Annotated in this window: 12 protein-coding genes; 8 read left to right on the top strand and 4 right to left on the bottom strand. The window is 74.0% G+C overall.

Annotation, left to right across the window (positions count from 1 at the left end):
* Positions 1 to 352 precede the first annotated feature (352 nt).
* The gene (locus tag IF29_RS0130840) at positions 353 to 1,291 is read right to left on the bottom strand and encodes an LLM class flavin-dependent oxidoreductase (protein ID WP_037597219.1); all 939 of its coding nucleotides are present in this window, start codon (positions 1,289 to 1,291) and stop codon (positions 353 to 355) included.
* Positions 1,292 to 1,382: 91 nt separating this feature from the next.
* Between IF29_RS0130840 and IF29_RS0130835 the strand changes: the two genes are divergently transcribed.
* The 8 genes from IF29_RS0130835 (at position 1,383) to IF29_RS0130800 (ending at position 10,691) form a co-directional block, all read left to right on the top strand.
* A complete protein-coding gene (locus IF29_RS0130835) occupies positions 1,383 to 1,847 on the top strand; it encodes a MarR family winged helix-turn-helix transcriptional regulator (RefSeq protein WP_030261720.1) in 465 nt (154 codons plus the stop codon).
* 121 nt (positions 1,848 to 1,968) lie between these two features.
* Entirely contained in the window at positions 1,969 to 2,775 is an 807-nt protein-coding gene (locus IF29_RS0130830) for an SAM-dependent methyltransferase (protein WP_030261719.1), read from the top strand.
* Complete coding sequence (locus IF29_RS0130825; protein ID WP_051726245.1) at positions 2,772 to 4,889, top strand: putative bifunctional diguanylate cyclase/phosphodiesterase; 2,118 nt, start codon at positions 2,772 to 2,774, stop codon at positions 4,887 to 4,889. Before IF29_RS0130830 ends, IF29_RS0130825 begins: the two co-directional genes overlap by 4 nt.
* 405 nt (positions 4,890 to 5,294) lie before the next feature.
* Complete coding sequence (locus IF29_RS0130820) at positions 5,295 to 6,155, top strand: glycosyltransferase family 2 protein (protein WP_037597217.1); 861 nt, start codon at positions 5,295 to 5,297, stop codon at positions 6,153 to 6,155.
* On the top strand, positions 6,152 to 7,549 hold the full coding sequence (locus tag IF29_RS42510; RefSeq protein ID WP_051726244.1) for a glycosyltransferase family 2 protein: 1,398 nt from the start codon (positions 6,152 to 6,154) through the stop codon (positions 7,547 to 7,549). Before IF29_RS0130820 ends, IF29_RS42510 begins: the two co-directional genes overlap by 4 nt.
* A gap of 6 nt (positions 7,550 to 7,555) precedes the next feature.
* Positions 7,556 to 8,932, top strand: coding sequence for a lipopolysaccharide biosynthesis protein (locus IF29_RS0130810; RefSeq protein WP_030261712.1), 1,377 nt, complete (start codon positions 7,556 to 7,558; stop codon positions 8,930 to 8,932).
* Positions 8,932 to 9,870, top strand: a complete 939-nt coding sequence (locus IF29_RS0130805) for a glycosyltransferase family 2 protein (protein ID WP_030261710.1) — start codon at positions 8,932 to 8,934, stop codon at positions 9,868 to 9,870. Before IF29_RS0130810 ends, IF29_RS0130805 begins: the two co-directional genes overlap by 1 nt.
* A complete protein-coding gene (locus IF29_RS0130800) occupies positions 9,867 to 10,691 on the top strand; it encodes a polysaccharide deacetylase family protein (RefSeq protein WP_030261709.1) in 825 nt (274 codons plus the stop codon). The genes IF29_RS0130805 and IF29_RS0130800 overlap by 4 nt, the downstream gene beginning before the upstream one ends.
* 34 nt (positions 10,692 to 10,725) lie before the next feature.
* Here the strand turns inward: IF29_RS0130800 and IF29_RS0130795 are convergent, their stop codons facing one another.
* From IF29_RS0130795 to IF29_RS0130785, 3 genes are read right to left on the bottom strand one after another with little or no spacing between them, the layout of a single operon-like run.
* Positions 10,726 to 12,051, bottom strand: a complete 1,326-nt coding sequence (locus IF29_RS0130795; protein ID WP_198037596.1) for a glycoside hydrolase family 16 protein — start codon at positions 12,049 to 12,051, stop codon at positions 10,726 to 10,728.
* Between the two features lie 11 nt (positions 12,052 to 12,062).
* A complete protein-coding gene (locus tag IF29_RS0130790) occupies positions 12,063 to 13,820 on the bottom strand; it encodes a hypothetical protein (RefSeq protein ID WP_051726243.1) in 1,758 nt (585 codons plus the stop codon).
* A 16-nt stretch (positions 13,821 to 13,836) separates the two neighbouring features.
* Complete coding sequence (locus IF29_RS0130785; RefSeq protein WP_030261703.1) at positions 13,837 to 15,066, bottom strand: FAD-dependent oxidoreductase; 1,230 nt, start codon at positions 15,064 to 15,066, stop codon at positions 13,837 to 13,839.
* Position 15,067 lies beyond the last annotated feature (1 nt).

The following is a 15,067-nucleotide window of genomic DNA, read 5'->3' as shown; positions in this document are numbered from 1 at the left end:
CGCGAGCGCCTGGGTGGTGATGATCGGTGGCCTGACATCGAACCAACTCCTATCCGACTGCCGCCCCCCTGCTGCATGCGGGGTCCGCACTCGGGGACGGCGGCTCCCTTCGGAGGGTGCTTGCCTTGGTGGCCGATAGTTGCAGAACCGGAGTCCGCCGTTCTAGCGCCGGAGATATCGGGGCATAGTCGGACCAATTCCCGCCTCCTCCCCACCGGCCGCTACCGCCCCGACCGACCCGGCAGCCCTCCCCGCAACACCGAAACCCCTGATCGGACCGGTGGCCGAGGTCTCCGCCAACACCCTTGCGGCGCACCACCGTTCCCTGCTGACGCAGAGGTTCGGGGACTCCTTACGAGGCCGTTACGGGTCCGTTCGTCCGGATCCGCCGACCTCCGCCCAGGGGCGCGATGATCGCCTCGACCAGCCACTGCGCGACCTGCGGCGGGTAGGGGCTGCGCAGGCTCAGCACGATGTGGGTCAGGCCGGCGTCGATCAGGCCCCGGACGGCCGCGCGGTCACCGGCGGGGTCGTCGTAGTTGACGATGTACTGCACCGAGCGGGTGATCGTCCGCGGATCCCGCCCGATCGCGGCACAGTGCGCGTCCAGGACGCCGCTGCGTTCGCGGATGTAGTCGAGGGTGTTGTGCGGCGGGCCGGGGATGTTCCAGATGTCCGCGTGTTCGGCGACCAGGCGCAGGGTCCGGGTCCCCCACCCGCCGATCAGCAGTGGCGGGCCCGGGCGCTGGACCGGCTTGGGCTCGTTGCGGTTGCCCTTGAGGGTGTAGTACCGCCCGTGGAAGTCGAAGACCTCCTGGGTCCACATCCGCTTGAGGATGGCGACGGTCTCGGCCAGGCGGGCGATGCCCTCGGCCGGCGGCACCAGGGTCAGCCCGTAGGCGTCGTACTCAGCGGCGGCCGGGTTCTCCCCCGCGATGCCTCCGGCGTCGGGCGGCTGGTGGGTCCCGCCGACGCCGAGGCCCATCACCAGGCGACCCCCGGAGATCACGTCCACGGTCGTGGCGATCTTGCCGAGGACGGCGGGCTCGCGGATCCGGTTGCTCGTCACCAGCAGCCCCAGCCGCAGCCGTCGGGTCTGCGCCGCCAGCGCACTGAGCAGTGTCCACCCCTCCAGGACCTGCCCATCCCTGGGACCGGCGATCGGCAGCAGGTGGTCCCACAGCCAGGCGTCCGCGATCTCCGGCAGGCCGTCGGCCTCCTGCCACACCCGCAGGATGTCCGCGTACTCCACCCGCATCGGGGTGGTCTTGATTCCGAATGTCACGGTCATGGGTGGTCACGCGCCCTTCAGCTCGAAGACTACCGTCACCATAGCTGATCGTCAGCACTGCTGACCATCAGGTCTCGGATACGCTGCAGCCATGACGGGCGACGCAACCTCCGAGGCCCTCGCCTCCCGACTCGGCTATCTGCTCAAGCACGTGCAACTGCGGCTGGCGGAGCAGTCCGCACGGGCACTGGCGCCGTTCGGCATCGACGGCCGCGAACTGGCGGTCCTGGTGGTGCTCACGGCGCAGAACCCGCTGTCCCAGCTGGAGGCGGCGGGCCGACTCGGCGTCGACCGCACCACGATGGTGGCGCTGGTCGACGCCCTGGAGCACAAGGGGCTCGTCGAGCGCCGCCGCAGCGAGCAGGACCGCCGGAAGAACACCGTCCAGCTGACCCCGGCCGGCCAGGACTGCCTGCGCGGAGCCGAGCGCGCACGCGAGGAGATGGAACGTCAGTTCCTCGCTCCACTCGCCGCCCGGGACGCGGACCGACTGGTCCTCACCCTGCAGACGCTCCTGTCCGCCCCCGACCGACCCGCCCCCTCGAACGCCGGGTGACCCTCCGACCTCACCGCGTCGCCGGACAAGGGCGAGGAATTCTGCGGGTTGCACCACGTATGGGCTAGTAGGAGGCTTTTACTGTCCACGTCCACCCGCCCAGGCCGGAGAGGTCCAGCACATGTCGCGACCGAAGTGGGTCCCCGCAGGCACGGACCTGGACAAGCCGAACGCTGCCCGGGTGTACGACTACTACCTCGGCGGCTCGCACAACTTCGCCGTCGACCGGGCGATGGCCCGCAAGGCGATCGAGCTGTGGCCGGAACTGCCCGACATCATGAGGGCCAACCGCGCCTTCCTGCGCCGCGCGGTGCAGTACATGGCCGAGCAGGGCGTCTCCCGCTTCCTGGACATCGGCTCCGGGATCCCGACCTTCGGCGCGGTGCACGAGATCGCCCGCGAGGTGACCCCCGACGCCCGGGTGGTGTACGTGGACCGCGACCCGGTCGCGGTGGCGCACAGCCGCCTGCTGCTCAAGGACGACCCGCTCAGCGAGGTCGTCGAGGCCGACATGCGCGACGTCGAGGGCCTACTCGCCGAACCCGCCGTCGCCGACCTGCTGGCGCCCGGCGAGCCGATCGCGGTGCTGCTGGTCGCGGTGCTGCACTTCATCACCGACGAGGAGGACCCGGAAGGGATCGTCCGCAGACTGCACAGTGCGGTGCCGCCCGGCAGCATGCTGGCGCTCTCGCACGCCGGCCTGGAGGGCCGCCCCGACCAGGCCGGCCCGCACCAGGACCTCTACGCCCGCACACCGACCCCGCTGACCATGCGCAACCGCGAGCGGATCACCGCCCTGTTCAACGGCTTCGAGCTGGTCGAGCCGGGCGTCGTCTACTTCTCCGAGTGGCACCCGGAGAACCCGGCAGCGGTGGAGGCCCATCCGGAGCGGATGGTCGGCATGGTGGGCGTGGGACGCCGATCGTGAACGCCGCACCGCAGCAGGCCCCCAGCGCCACCGACCGATTCGCGGAGGCGTGGGCCGCGCTGCTGCACGGCCGCGTCGGCGACCACGGCGGCACGCTCACCCCGGGCACCAAGCGCCGGCTGGTGGCCAGGACCACCGCACTGCTGCACCGGGCCAGGAACGAGGACCCGTTCGACCCGGCGCTGGCCGAGGAGGTCGGCGCGCTGCTGGTGCACGCCCACTACACCGACCCGGGGATGCTGGCCCGCGTCGTGGAGCTGGTGCAGGAGCCGCCGCTGGCCGAGGGCCGCGGTCCCGAGCTGGCCGGGGCGTTCGCGGTCGGCTGGGCGGTGACGCTGCGCGAGCAGACCCTGCACGAGCAGGAGAGCATCCGGCTGGCCGCCGACACCGCCCGGCAGGGCGCGGAGCGGGCGCTGAACGCCTCGGAGGCGCGGTTCCGGGCGCTGTTCGAGAGCGCCGCCATCGGCATCGGGATCGGTGACCTGGAGGGCCGGATCCTGGAGGTCAACCCGTCCCTGGTGGAGCTGTTCGGCGCGCGCACCGAGGACCTGGAGGGGCGCCGGGTCGACGACCTGGTGCACCCGGAGGACACCCCGGGCGTGTGGGAGGCCTACGCGGAGCTGATCAGCGGCGAACGCAACCGGTTCCAGGTCGACAAGCCCTACTACCGGGCGGACGGCGAGGTCGTCTGGACCAACCTGACGGTCTCGCTGATCCGCGACGAGGACGGCAAGCCGCAGTACCAGGTGGCGATGCTGGAGGACATCACCGACCGCTACCGGCTGCAGGAGCGGCTGCGCTACCAGGCCACCCACGACGCGCTGACCGGGCTGCCCAACCGCGCGGCGTTCTTCGAGCGGCTGGAGGCGCTGTTCGAGGATCCGGCCCCGGGCGCCAGGCTCGGCCTGTGCTACATCGACCTAGACGGCTTCAAGGTGATCAACGACAGCCTCGGCCACGAGGCCGGGGACCAGCTGCTGACCGCGGTGGCCGGACGGCTGGCCGGGGCGCTCGCCCCCACCGGCCACCTGCTGGCCCGGCTGGGCGGCGACGAGTTCGTGGTGCTGCTGGAGCACTGCCGCGGCGAGCAGCAGGCGGTTTCGGTGGCCAAGACGGTGCTGGACGCGCTCAGCCGGCCGATGGCGGTCGGCGACAACCAGCTGTCGGTGGGGGCCAGCGTCGGGGTGCTGGAGCGCACCGTCGCCACCACCACCCCGATGGCGGCCGTGCGGGCGGCAGATCTGACGCTGTACCGGGCCAAGGAGGAGGGCCGCGGCCGCTGGACCGTGTTCGACCCGGGCCGCAACGCCCTCTCGGTCAGCCGCTACGCCGTCTCGGTCCGGATGCCGACCGCCATGGACCGGGGCGAGTTCTTCGTCGACTACCAGCCGCTGTGCGCGCTGTCGGACGGCTCGCTGGTCGCGGTCGAGGCCCTGCTGCGCTGGCGGCACCCGCAGTTCGGGGTGCTGGGCCCGGACGAGTTCGTGGCCACGGCGGAGGAGACCGGCGTGATCATGCCGCTGGGCCGCTGGGTGCTGGAGCAGGCCTGCGGCCAGGCCGCCTCCTGGGTGCGCCGGTTCGGCGCCGCCGCGCCGCAGGTCAACGTCAACGTGGCCGGACGGCAGACGCGCGCCCCGGGCCTGGTGACCGATGTCGCCCGGATCCTGAGCGGCACCGGTCTGGACCCGCACCGGCTGCAGCTGGAGATCACCGAGAGCGCCGTGGTCGGGCGCGACGACGAGTCACTGAAGACGCTGCACGACCTGGTGGGCATGGGCGTCTCGCTGGCCATCGACGACTTCGGCACCGGCTGGTCCAACCTGTCCTACCTGCGGGACCTGCCGGTCTCCGGACTGAAGATCGCCGGCTCCTTCATCGGCGACCTGAACGACCCGGACCGGGACGAGGCGCTGGGCTGGCGGATCGTCGGCGGCGTGGTCTCGCTGGCGCACACGCTGGGGCTGACCGTCACCGCCGAGGAGGTCGAGACCGAGGCCCATGCCCAGCGGCTGCGGGCGATGGGCTGCGACTGGGCGCAGGGGTGGCACTACGGCAGGCCGGTCCGGCCGGGCGAGATCTCCCGCCGCATCGCCGAAAGCGGACTGACCCGGTAGCGGAAACGCCCAAATCAGCATGTACCAGAAGATTTTGGCCGATATCACTTGACTCCGACGGGGTTCCGCGTCGATGATGAACCCCTGGCACCGCGATCGACCTGCCGCCACACCGGCACCGCCGTTCGTGGACAGTACATTTGCCAGTCTCAGTTGGCGCTTCGGCGTCCGAGGCCGAGCGGCGTCCCCGTGACGTCCGTGGCAGACCGCCCGTTCCGGGCCCGCTGCCCCAGTCGACCGCTTCAGTCGAGAGCTGGAGCACCTTCCTCGCGAGGAAGCGGTCAACGCCGACACGGTCCCCGATTCCCGTCACCGGCGCAACGGCCGCCGAGTCCGCTCCTGCGGCCGCACCCGGCCGCCCGTCCGAACTCTCCTCGCGCCCTGCGTACGGAGAGGTCGTCCGCCATGAGTACCACCCTGCCCAGAATCGAACGCCGGGTCGGCGTCCACAGCGACCGGCGCGCCGGTGACCGCGGGGCGGGGCGCCGCAGCACCGACCGCGTCGCCGACCGCCCACCCGCACCGCACCCGCTGAGGCGCCAGGACGACCCGCCCGCGCCCCGACACACCGTCAGTCTGGTGGTGCCGGCCCGCAACGAGGCCCGCAACATCCCCTGGGTCTTCGAACAGATCCCGTCCTGCGTGGACGAGGTCATCCTGGTCGACGGGGACTCCCGCGACGCGACCCTGCGGATGGCGGCGCACTGCCTGCCGAACGTGCGCAGCGTCCCGCAGCGCGGCGCCGGCAAGGGCAACGCGCTGCGCACCGGCTTCGCGGCCGCGACCGGCGAGTACGTGGTGATGCTGGACGCCGACGGCAGCATGTCGCCCGGCGAGATCCCGCACTACCTGCACTTCCTGGACAACGGCTACGACTTCGTCAAGGGCTCCCGGTACGTCGCCGGCGGCGGCTCGCTGGACCTCACCGCCATCCGCTCGCTCGGCAACCGGGCCCTGCTGGCGGTCGTCAACCGGCTCTACGACACCGTGCTGACCGACCTCTGCTACGGCTACTGCGCCTTCCGGCGCAGCTTCCTGGACGAGCTGGACCTGCGGTCCACCGGCTTCGAGATCGAGGCCGAGATGATCGCCCACGCACTGCGCTCGGGCCTGCGCATCGCCGAGGTCCCCAGCCTCGAACTCCCGCGCCGCAACGGCCGTTCGCACCTGCACGCGGTCTCGGACGGCCGCCGGGTGCTGCGCACCCTGATCGCCGAGCGCCCCGGCGCCCGGCCGGCGGCCCCGCTCACGGCGGCGCAGCGATGAACGGCCGGCAGGGCGGCGGCCGGCAGCGCAGCACCGTCGCGATCCCGCCCGGACCGGACACCCAGGACTGCCCCTACACCCCGGTCCGCGTGCTCGACCTCGACCTGGACGACCCGGACCGGCTGCACTCCCCCGCGAGCGCCGGGCCGGTCGATCCGCGCGGACGGGTGCTGGTGCTGGCCCGGCTGCACGGCCACCCGCTGGGCGTGCTCACCGTCACCAGCCCGCCCGGCGACCCCGGCTACGCCCGCCGGGCGCTGGCCCGCGCCGTCTGCCGGGAACTGTCCGGCGCCGTCGCCGCGCACCGCGCGGCCGACGCCCGGGCGCTGGCCGCCCGGGAACCCGCCGTCGGCCGACCGGTCCTCGGCCGGCTGCCCGGCGGGGACGCGGCCGCGGCGCACCCGTGCCGACTGGCCCGCAGCCTGGTGCTGCGGGACCCGCCCGCGATCAGCGTGGTGGTCGCCACCCACAACCGGGTCCGCGCGCTGCGGCAGTGCCTGGACTCGCTGCTGCGCACCGGCTACCCGCGGCTGGAGGTCCTGGTGGTGGACAACGCGCCGCAGGACGACGAGGCCCGGGCCATGGTCCAGGGACGCTACCGCGGACGGATCCGCTACCTGCGCGAGCCGGTCGCCGGGCTGGCCCGGGCGCACAACCGGGCGCTGGCCGAGGTCACCGGCGCCATCACCGCCTTCACCGACGACGACACCCTGGTCGACCCGGACTGGCCCGCCGCGATCGCCGAGACCTTCGCCGCCTCGGACCGGATCGGCTGCGTCACCGGGCTGATCCTGCCCGCCGAGCTGGAGACCAGGGCGCAGGCCGACCTGCAGCGGCACGGCGGCTACGACAAGGGCTTCACCATGCGCACCTGGTCGCTGGCCGACCCGCCCGGAGACCCGCTGTTCCCGTTCACCGCGGGCCGGTTCGGCTCCGGGGCCAACATGGCCTTCAGGACCGGGCTGCTGCACACCATGGGCGGCTTCGACCCGGCCACCGGCACCGGCACCGCCGCCCGCGGCGGCGACGACCTGCTCGGCTTCTTCCGCGCCCTGGTCGCCGGGGCCACCCTCGCCTACCAGCCCGACGCCGTGGTCTGGCACCGCCCGAGCCAGGATCCGGACGCGCTGCCCGCGCAGGCGTTCGGCTACGGCGCCGGCTTCGGGGCCTTCCTGGCCGCCGCGGTCGCCCACGAGCCGGCCATGCTGCCGGCGCTGGCCCGCCGGCTGCCCCGCGGCGTGCACTACGCCGCCACCCGCCGCCGGGACGCCACCGCGCAGCACGACGGCTGGTCCCGCCGGCTCTCGCTGCTGGAGGTGCAGGGCCTGCTGTACGGGCCGCTGGGCTACCTGCGCGCCTCGCGCAGCGCCCGGCGGCTCGGGGCCGGAGGCTGACCTGCCATGACCACCCGCGTGGAGACCCCCGGCACGCCGGTCCCGGCCGCGCTGCCCCGGCCGGCCCGGCGCCCGGCACTGCTGCCGGCCCGGCTGCGGACGGCTCTGGACGGCGAGCCGCTGCTGCGCAACGGCCATGTGCTGACCCTGAGTTCGCTGCTGGCCGCAGCCCTCGGCGCCGGTTTCTGGGTGCTCGCCACCACCTGGTACGACACCGCGACCGTGGGCCGCAGCTACGCCGCGCTGTCGGCGGTGATGCTGCTGTCCGGGATCGGCCAGCTCAACCTGGCCGACGTGCTGGTGCGCTTCGTCCCGGCCGCCGGGGCGCACGCCGGACGGCTGGCGCTGCGCTGCTACCTGGCCGCCGCACTGTTCAGCACGGTGGTCGCGGTGGCCTTCCTGCTGCTGGTGCCCCAACTCGCGCCGGGCCTGGACTACCTGCGCCGACCGCTGGTCGCGGTCTGCTTCACGCTGGGGGCCGCCGGCTACTCGATCTTCGTGCTCCAGGACGGCGCCCTCACCGGACTGCGCAGGCCCGGATGGGTGCTCGGCGAGAACGCGCTGTTCGCCGCGGTGAAGGCGGCGCTGCTGGCGCTCTGCGGCACGCTGGCGCTGGACGCCGGGATCCTCGCCTCCTGGGTCGCGGCGCTGCTCACCGCGCTGGTGGTGACCAATGTCTTCCTGTTCCGCAGCGCCGTCCCGGCCCACCGGCGGGCCCAGTTGGACGCCCCCGCGCCGCAGCGGCTGGTCGGCTACGCGGCCGCCGACTACGTCGGCGCGCAGTTCCGGCTGGCCGCCTACAACGTGGTGCCGCTGCTGGTGCTGAACCGGCTCGGTCCGGAGGGCAGCGCCTACCTCTCGCTGGCCTGGGTGATCGCCTACACGCTCTTCCTGGTGGCCTACAACATGGGCAGCTCGCTGCTGGTGGAGGCGGCGCGGGCCCCGGAGCGGCTGGTCGAGCACGCCCGACGGGTGCTGCGCCACAACGCGGTGCTGATCGCCGCCGCCGCGACGGTGATGGTGCTGGCCGCGCCCTGGCTGCTGGGCCTGTTCGGCCCCCAGTACGCCCGGCACGGGACCGCCCTGCTTCGGCTGCTGGCCCTGTCCGCGCTGCCCAACCTGGTGCTGAGCGTGGCGATCGACGTGGCCAGGGCGCGCCGCCGGCTCGGCTGGGTGGTGCTGCTGCAGGCGCTGCTGTGCGTGCTGGTCCTGGGCCTCAGCGTGCTGCTGATCCCCCGCTTCGGCGTCACCGGCGTAGGCGTCGCCTGGCTGGCGGCCGAATGCGCGCTGGGCCTGCCGCTGCTGGCCGCGCTGCCGCGCTGGCTGCCCCGGGAGCAGGCGCCGCGGGAGCAGGAGCCGCGGCAACAGGAAAGGAGGCCGTGATGGATCCCACCGGAACGCCCGCGGGACCCTCGGTCACGGTGCTGGTCTGCGCCTACACCCTGGAGCGCTGGGACGACCTGTCCGCCTCGGTCCGCTCGGTACGGGCCCAGCGCACCCCGGTCGACGAACTGCTGCTGGTGGTGGACCACTGCCCGGAGCTGGCCGACCGCGCCCGGGGCGCCCTGGACGGCGTACGGATCGTCAGCAACCAGGAGCAGCAGGGGCTCTCCGGCGCCCGCAACACCGGGGTGGCCGCCGCCCGCGGCGAGGTGGTCGCCTTCCTGGACGACGACGCCGTCGCCGAACCCGAGTGGAGCGGGCGCCTGCTGGACGGCTACCGCGACCCGCGGGTGCTCGGCGTCGGCGGCCTGGTGCTGCCCTGGTGGGAGACCGGCCGCCCGGCCTGGTTCCCGCCGGAGTTCGACTGGGTGGTCGGCTGCAGCTACCGCGGCATGACCGAACGGCGGGCGCCGGTACGCAACTTCATCGGCGCCAACATGTCCTTCCGGCGCGCGGCGGTGCTCGCCGCCGGCGGCTTCCGAACCGACCTCGGCCGGGTCGGCACCCGCCCGCTCGGCTGCGAGGAGACCGAGCTGTGCCTGCGGATGGCGGCCCGCGACCCGCAGGGCGTGCTGCTGTACGAACCTGCCGCGGTGGTACGCCACCACGTCCCGCCGGCCCGCACCGATTGGGCCTACTTCCGCTCGCGCTGCTACGCCGAGGGGCTGTCCAAGGCCGCGGTGGCCCGGCACGCCGGCTCCGGGCCCGGGCTGGCCAGCGAGCGGGCCTACCTGCGCTCGACGCTCCCCCGGGCGCTGGCCCGCGGGCTGCGGCCCGGCTCGGGCACCCCGGCGACCGCCGCAGCGGCCGTGGTCACCGGGGCCGGTGCCACCCTGCTCGGCTACGCCGCGGGACGGATCGGCGGAGGTGCGACATGACCGGACCCGGGTACGCCGTCCCGGTCTTCCTCTACCACTCGGTGTCGGAGGACCCGCCGTCGTGGATCGCGCCGTTCACGGTCAGCCCGCGCACCTTCGCCGAGCAGCTGGACCGCATCGCCGAGGCCGGGCTCACCGTGGTGCCGCTGCGCCGCCTGGTGGCCGCGATCCGCGGCGGGCCGACCCTGCCACCGCGCTCGGCGGTGCTCACCTTCGACGACGGCTTCGCCGACTTCTACTGGACCGTCACCCCGCTGCTGACCGACCGTGAGCTGCCGGCCACGCTCTACGTCACCACCGGCGCGGTGCACGCGCCGGGCGGCGCGGCCCGCGGCAGCCTGCTGCCGCCGGCACCGATGCTGAACTGGCGTCAGATCACCACCCTGGACGCCTGCGGCATCGAGATCGGCGGCCACACCCGCACCCATCCGCAGCTGGACACGCTGCCGGGTCGGCAGCTCTGCGACGAGGTGGGGGGCTGCAAGCAGGAGCTGGAGGAACTGCTGTCGCACCCGGTGGAGGCCTTCGCCTACCCGCACGGCTACTCCAGCCCGTCGGTGCGCCGCAAGGTGCAGCGGGCCGGGTGGTCCTCGGCCGCCTCGGTCGGCTACGCCTTCAGCTCACCGGCCGACCAGGCGCTGCGGATCTCCCGGCTGATGGTCCGCGCCGACACCCCGGCGGAGCAGTTCCGGGCCTGGACCGAGGGCAGCGGCGCCCCGGTGGCGCCGTACCCGGAGCGGCTGCGGACCAGGGGCTGGCGGGCCTACCGCCGGGTCCGGGCCGGGATCGGCCGCCCGGTCGGCGGCCCGCCGACCGACTGACCCGGACGCCGGCGGCTGCGGTCGGGGTCGCGGCTCAGTGCTGCCAGACCCGGATCCAGTCGGCCTGCAGCACCGCCGAGTCCTGCCCGGCGGCGGGCGGGTGCGGGTAGCCCACGGCGAGGGTGAGCAGCACCTCCATCGGCACGTCCGGGACGTGCTCCTTCAGCGAGAACCTGGCGACGCCGTCGATGTACCAGGTCAGCGAGGTCTTCTCCCAGTCCAGCGCGAAGACGTGGTAGCCGGCGGAGAAGTCGGACGGACCGGTGAAGCGCCTGCCCTCGTGCAGGTCGTCGCCGCCGGGGCCGGTCCAGTGCACGGTCATGGTGGCGCTGCGGGTGGTGCCGATGAACTCGACCACGTCGAGCTCGGGCGGGGTGGTGCGGGAGGCCGGCATCAGCCAGAACGCCGGAAAGAACCCGGCGCCGGCGGGGATCCGGAGCCTGGCGGCGAAGTAGCCGTAGGTGAAGGTGTGCCGGGGGGTCGCGTCCCAGGAGTCGCGTCCGGTGGAGACCATCCCCGAGCGCCACGGGTAGTGCAGGCCGTCCGAGCCGGTGGTGGCCTGGCGCTGGGCGGTGAGGCTCAGCACGCCCTGGTCCACGGTGACCTGGCTGGGCAGGTACCACTCGCTCTCGTGGTTCCCGGCGTTGGTGCAGCCGGCCACGTTCCAGTCGTAGCACGTGGTCCAGCGGGACGTGTCCAGGGCCGAGCCGGTGAAGTCGTCCTGGAAGACCGCGTGCCACGGGCCAGGAGCCGCCGGGCTCGGCCCGGGGACGCTGCCTGCGGTCGAGGTGCCGGGCGAGGGCACGGCACTGGACGTGGCGCCGGTCGGGGGCAGCGGCGAGAGCGAGGGGGCGGACTGGCGGTCGGCGCAGCCGGCGCCGGTCGCCGCCAGCACGGCTGCCGCCAGCAGCCCACGGGCGACCCGCAGCGCGGGCCCGGCGTCCGCCGGGCGTCCGGAGCCGGACGGATCCGGATCGGCCCGGGCCCGGCGGCGCAGTCGCGGGCCCGGGTACCGGGCCAGCACCAGCAGCGTGGTGAGCCCCGCCAGCGTCGCCACCACCCGCGTCGCGGTGAAGGCATGCCCGAGGAAGAACGCCTCGGCGACCAGCGCCGCGATCGCCAGGCTGACCGCCACGGCCAGGCAGCCGGTCTCCAGCACGGTGGAGGCACGGCGCCGGGAGTCGGGGGCAGGCGCCGCCCACCGCACCGCCGCCGCACCGGGACAGGCCACCAGGAACGCCGTGACCAGCAGCACCCGCAGCGGATTCGCCGCCGGCAGCAGCGTCGAGGCCAGCGCGATCCACCCGGAGCCGGCCAGCAGCACCTCGACGGCCACAGGTCCGCCGGGAATCCGCCGCATCGGCCGCCCGTTCATCGCTCGGCCCCCACCGGTACGAAGCGGTAGACCACCGCGTCCGCGTTGCGGTAGACCACGCTGAAGCCCGGGGCCCGGTCGACGGCGGTCTGCAGCCGGTTCATGGTGTCCGCGGGCAGCACCCCGGTGAGGTAGCACTCGGCCGCCTGACCGCGGGTCAGCACCAGGTAGCCGGGCTCCACCCGGTCCGCGCCGCCCACCGCCAGCCGCAGGCCGGCCAGCGGGTCGCGCAGCAGCAGCGAGGTGACCTCGGTGTCCTCCTGGCTCAGCTGGATCAGCACATGCTGGTCGTAGTGGTCGTAGAAGCCGGGAACGTTGCCGGTCAGCGCCACCACCGCGGAGCCCGGCGGCGCCGTGGCGGTGACGTACCGGGAGGCGGCGACCTCGGCGGGGGTGAAGTGGTTCATCAGCTCCTTGCCGTAGTAGCCGAAGAACAGGCCGGCCAGCAGTGCCAGTGCGACCAGGAACGCGCCGGCCTCGCGCAGCCGGGCCCGCGGTCCGGGCTGCAGCACCAGGGCGCCGATCAGGAACGCGGTGCCCGGCAGCGCGAACAGGTAGACCCGGAAGATCATCTCCCCGCCGTAGCTGTTCGCGGCGAGCAGCGGCAGCGGCGACAGCGCGATCAGCGGGATGCCGGTACGGCGCACCCAGGGGCGCCGTACGAAGCAGAGCAGGGCGAGCAGCACCACGGTCGCGGACAGCCCGCGGTCCACCCAGTCCACCAGCACCTGGCCAGGTGCGGCGGCGCCGAGTCCGGCGATGCCGGCGACCGCGTTGCCGTCCGGGGTGAGCAGCGCCCTGCCGAAGCTGTGCAGGTTGGCGGAGATGTAGGGGCGGGCCACCGTCAGGTCCCAGAGCAGCATCAGGCCGAGCGCGCCGAGCAGCGGCGGCACGGTGATCCGCCGGTTGGCGCGCGGCAGCGAGAGCGCGGCCAGCGCGGTGACCAGCATCAGCGGGGTCAGCTGGTGCGAGGAGACGATCGCCGCCTGCAGCACGAGGACCAGGATCAGCCGCGACGGTGCCCAGCCCCGCCGCGGGACCGCTGACAGCTGCCGGAACACCGTGGCCAGCACCACGACGTAGAGCAGGAATCCGAACGCCTGCGGCGAGAAGTAGTCCTGCCCCACCCAGGAGCAGGCGTAGAAGATCCAGGCGCCGCCCCAGACCAGCCTGCGGTCCCGGCTGACCGACCGGTAGAGCAGCAGTAGCGGGGCCAGCACCAGGGCGTTGACCACCGGCGGGGTCCAGGCCGCGTAGCCGAGCGCCGAGTGCAGCCCGGTGGCCCGCAGCACCAGGGCGTTCAGCTGGAAGAAGCCCGGCCACTGGTTGTAGATGTCCAGCGCGGCCGCGTGCGGCACCGAACCGCCGTTGCGCAGCATGGCGTCGATCACCGACAGGTGCTTCCAGGCCCAGGCGTAGCGCAGTTCGGGGTAGAGCAGGGCCGGGGTGGCGTGGATGACCGCGATCAGTCCGAGCAGATAGCCGACCAGCCAGCCGTTGCCGACCCTCCGGTCGCGCACGGCGAGCGCGAAGCCCAGGGTGAGCAGCGCGACGGCCACCCAGAACAGCACCGGCAGCACCTGGATCAGCCCCAGGTCCCCCATCGCGCCGAGGTCCACCCCGCGCAGCGACAGCAGCCAGAGCAGCAGTGCCAGCGGCAGTGCGGCCCGCGCGGCCAGAGCAGGCACGGTGCCCGCCGGGGAGTCCGGATCCGCCCGGGCCGTCCGGGCGGCCCAGACGGTGCTGCCGGTCACCGGACCCCCCTCGGTGTCATCCGCGGGCCACCACAGCGGCGCTGATCCGGTGGCCGGCGAAGCCGGTGCCGCAGACGAAGCGCAGCAGCGGACCGAAGGTCGCGGCGGCGGCCAGGCCGGTGAAGTACAGGCCGGGTACCGAGGATTCGAACCCGGCGGAGAGCTTCGGCGCCCCGCCGTCCCTGCGTACCCGCGCACGCAGGCCCGGGGCCAGCAGGTCGATCTGGTCCACGTCGACCCGGTAGCCGGTGGCGGCCAGGACGTGGTCGGCTTCGAGCACCCTGCTGCCGCCCTGCCGGTCCGCCAGGGTGAGCCGGGCACCGCCGTCGGCGGCCTGGGCCGATCGCACGCCGTGGCCGGTGAGCACCTCCACCCGGCCCTCCACCCGCTCCCGCAGCCACCAGGCCCCGGACGGGCCGAGCACGGTGCGCAGGAAGTGCTCGCGCACCCCCGACGGCAGGTACCGATAGGCGCCGGGGGCGCCGCTGAAGGCCCGGTGCGACCAGCCGGGGCCCAGCGGGGTGGCCGGTTTGACCAGGCGCAGCGAGAGCGGGCGCTGCTCCGGACGGTCCTCGGCCGGGGGTTCGCCGAACAGCAGCCGGTCGGTCCTGGCCACCACGATGGGCTCGGCGCCCGCCTCGCGCAGCAGCGCCGCGCTCTCCAACGCCGACTGGCCCGCCCCGATCACCGCCACCCGCCTGCCGGCGAAGCCGGACAGGTCGGCGTGCTCGGCCGGGTGCGAGGCCAGGCCCGCCCGGGCCAGCTCCACCAACTGGCCGGGGATCCGGGGAAACGGGCCGAGTCCGGTGGCCAGCACCACCGAGCGGCTGGCGAAGGTCTCCCCCGACGCCAGCTCGATCCGGAAGCCGCCGTCCACCGCGTCGACCTCGCGCACCGCCGTGGTGTCCAGGTCGGGCAGGATCTGCCGCTGGAACCACAGGCCGTAGCGGACGAACTCGTCCAGCGGCACCGGGTGCAGGTCGCCCTCGGAGCGGCGGCCCTCGGCGGCCCGGAACCGGTCCAGGTTCCAGGCTCCGGCCGCGTCGGCGATGCTCGACGCGGAGGGCGTGGACTTGAGGAACATCCCGGCCGGCATCCGCGTCCGCCAGCTGTCCATCGGTTCGCCGAAGGCGCGCAACCGCAGCCCGCGAGCGCGCAGATGCGCGGCGGCGGCCAGGCCGTAGGGTCCGGCGCCGATCACCGTGACCGGCACTGCGTCGGCGGCGGTGGAGCGGGGCACAGCCATC

The sequence above is a fragment of the Streptacidiphilus jeojiense genome, assembly GCF_000719095.1.
In the GTDB taxonomy this organism is placed as follows: Bacteria; Actinomycetota; Actinomycetes; order Streptomycetales; family Streptomycetaceae; genus Streptacidiphilus; species Streptacidiphilus jeojiensis.
The sequence above is the reverse complement of the archived record's forward strand: the minus strand, read 5'-3'. Positions and strand labels throughout refer to the sequence as shown.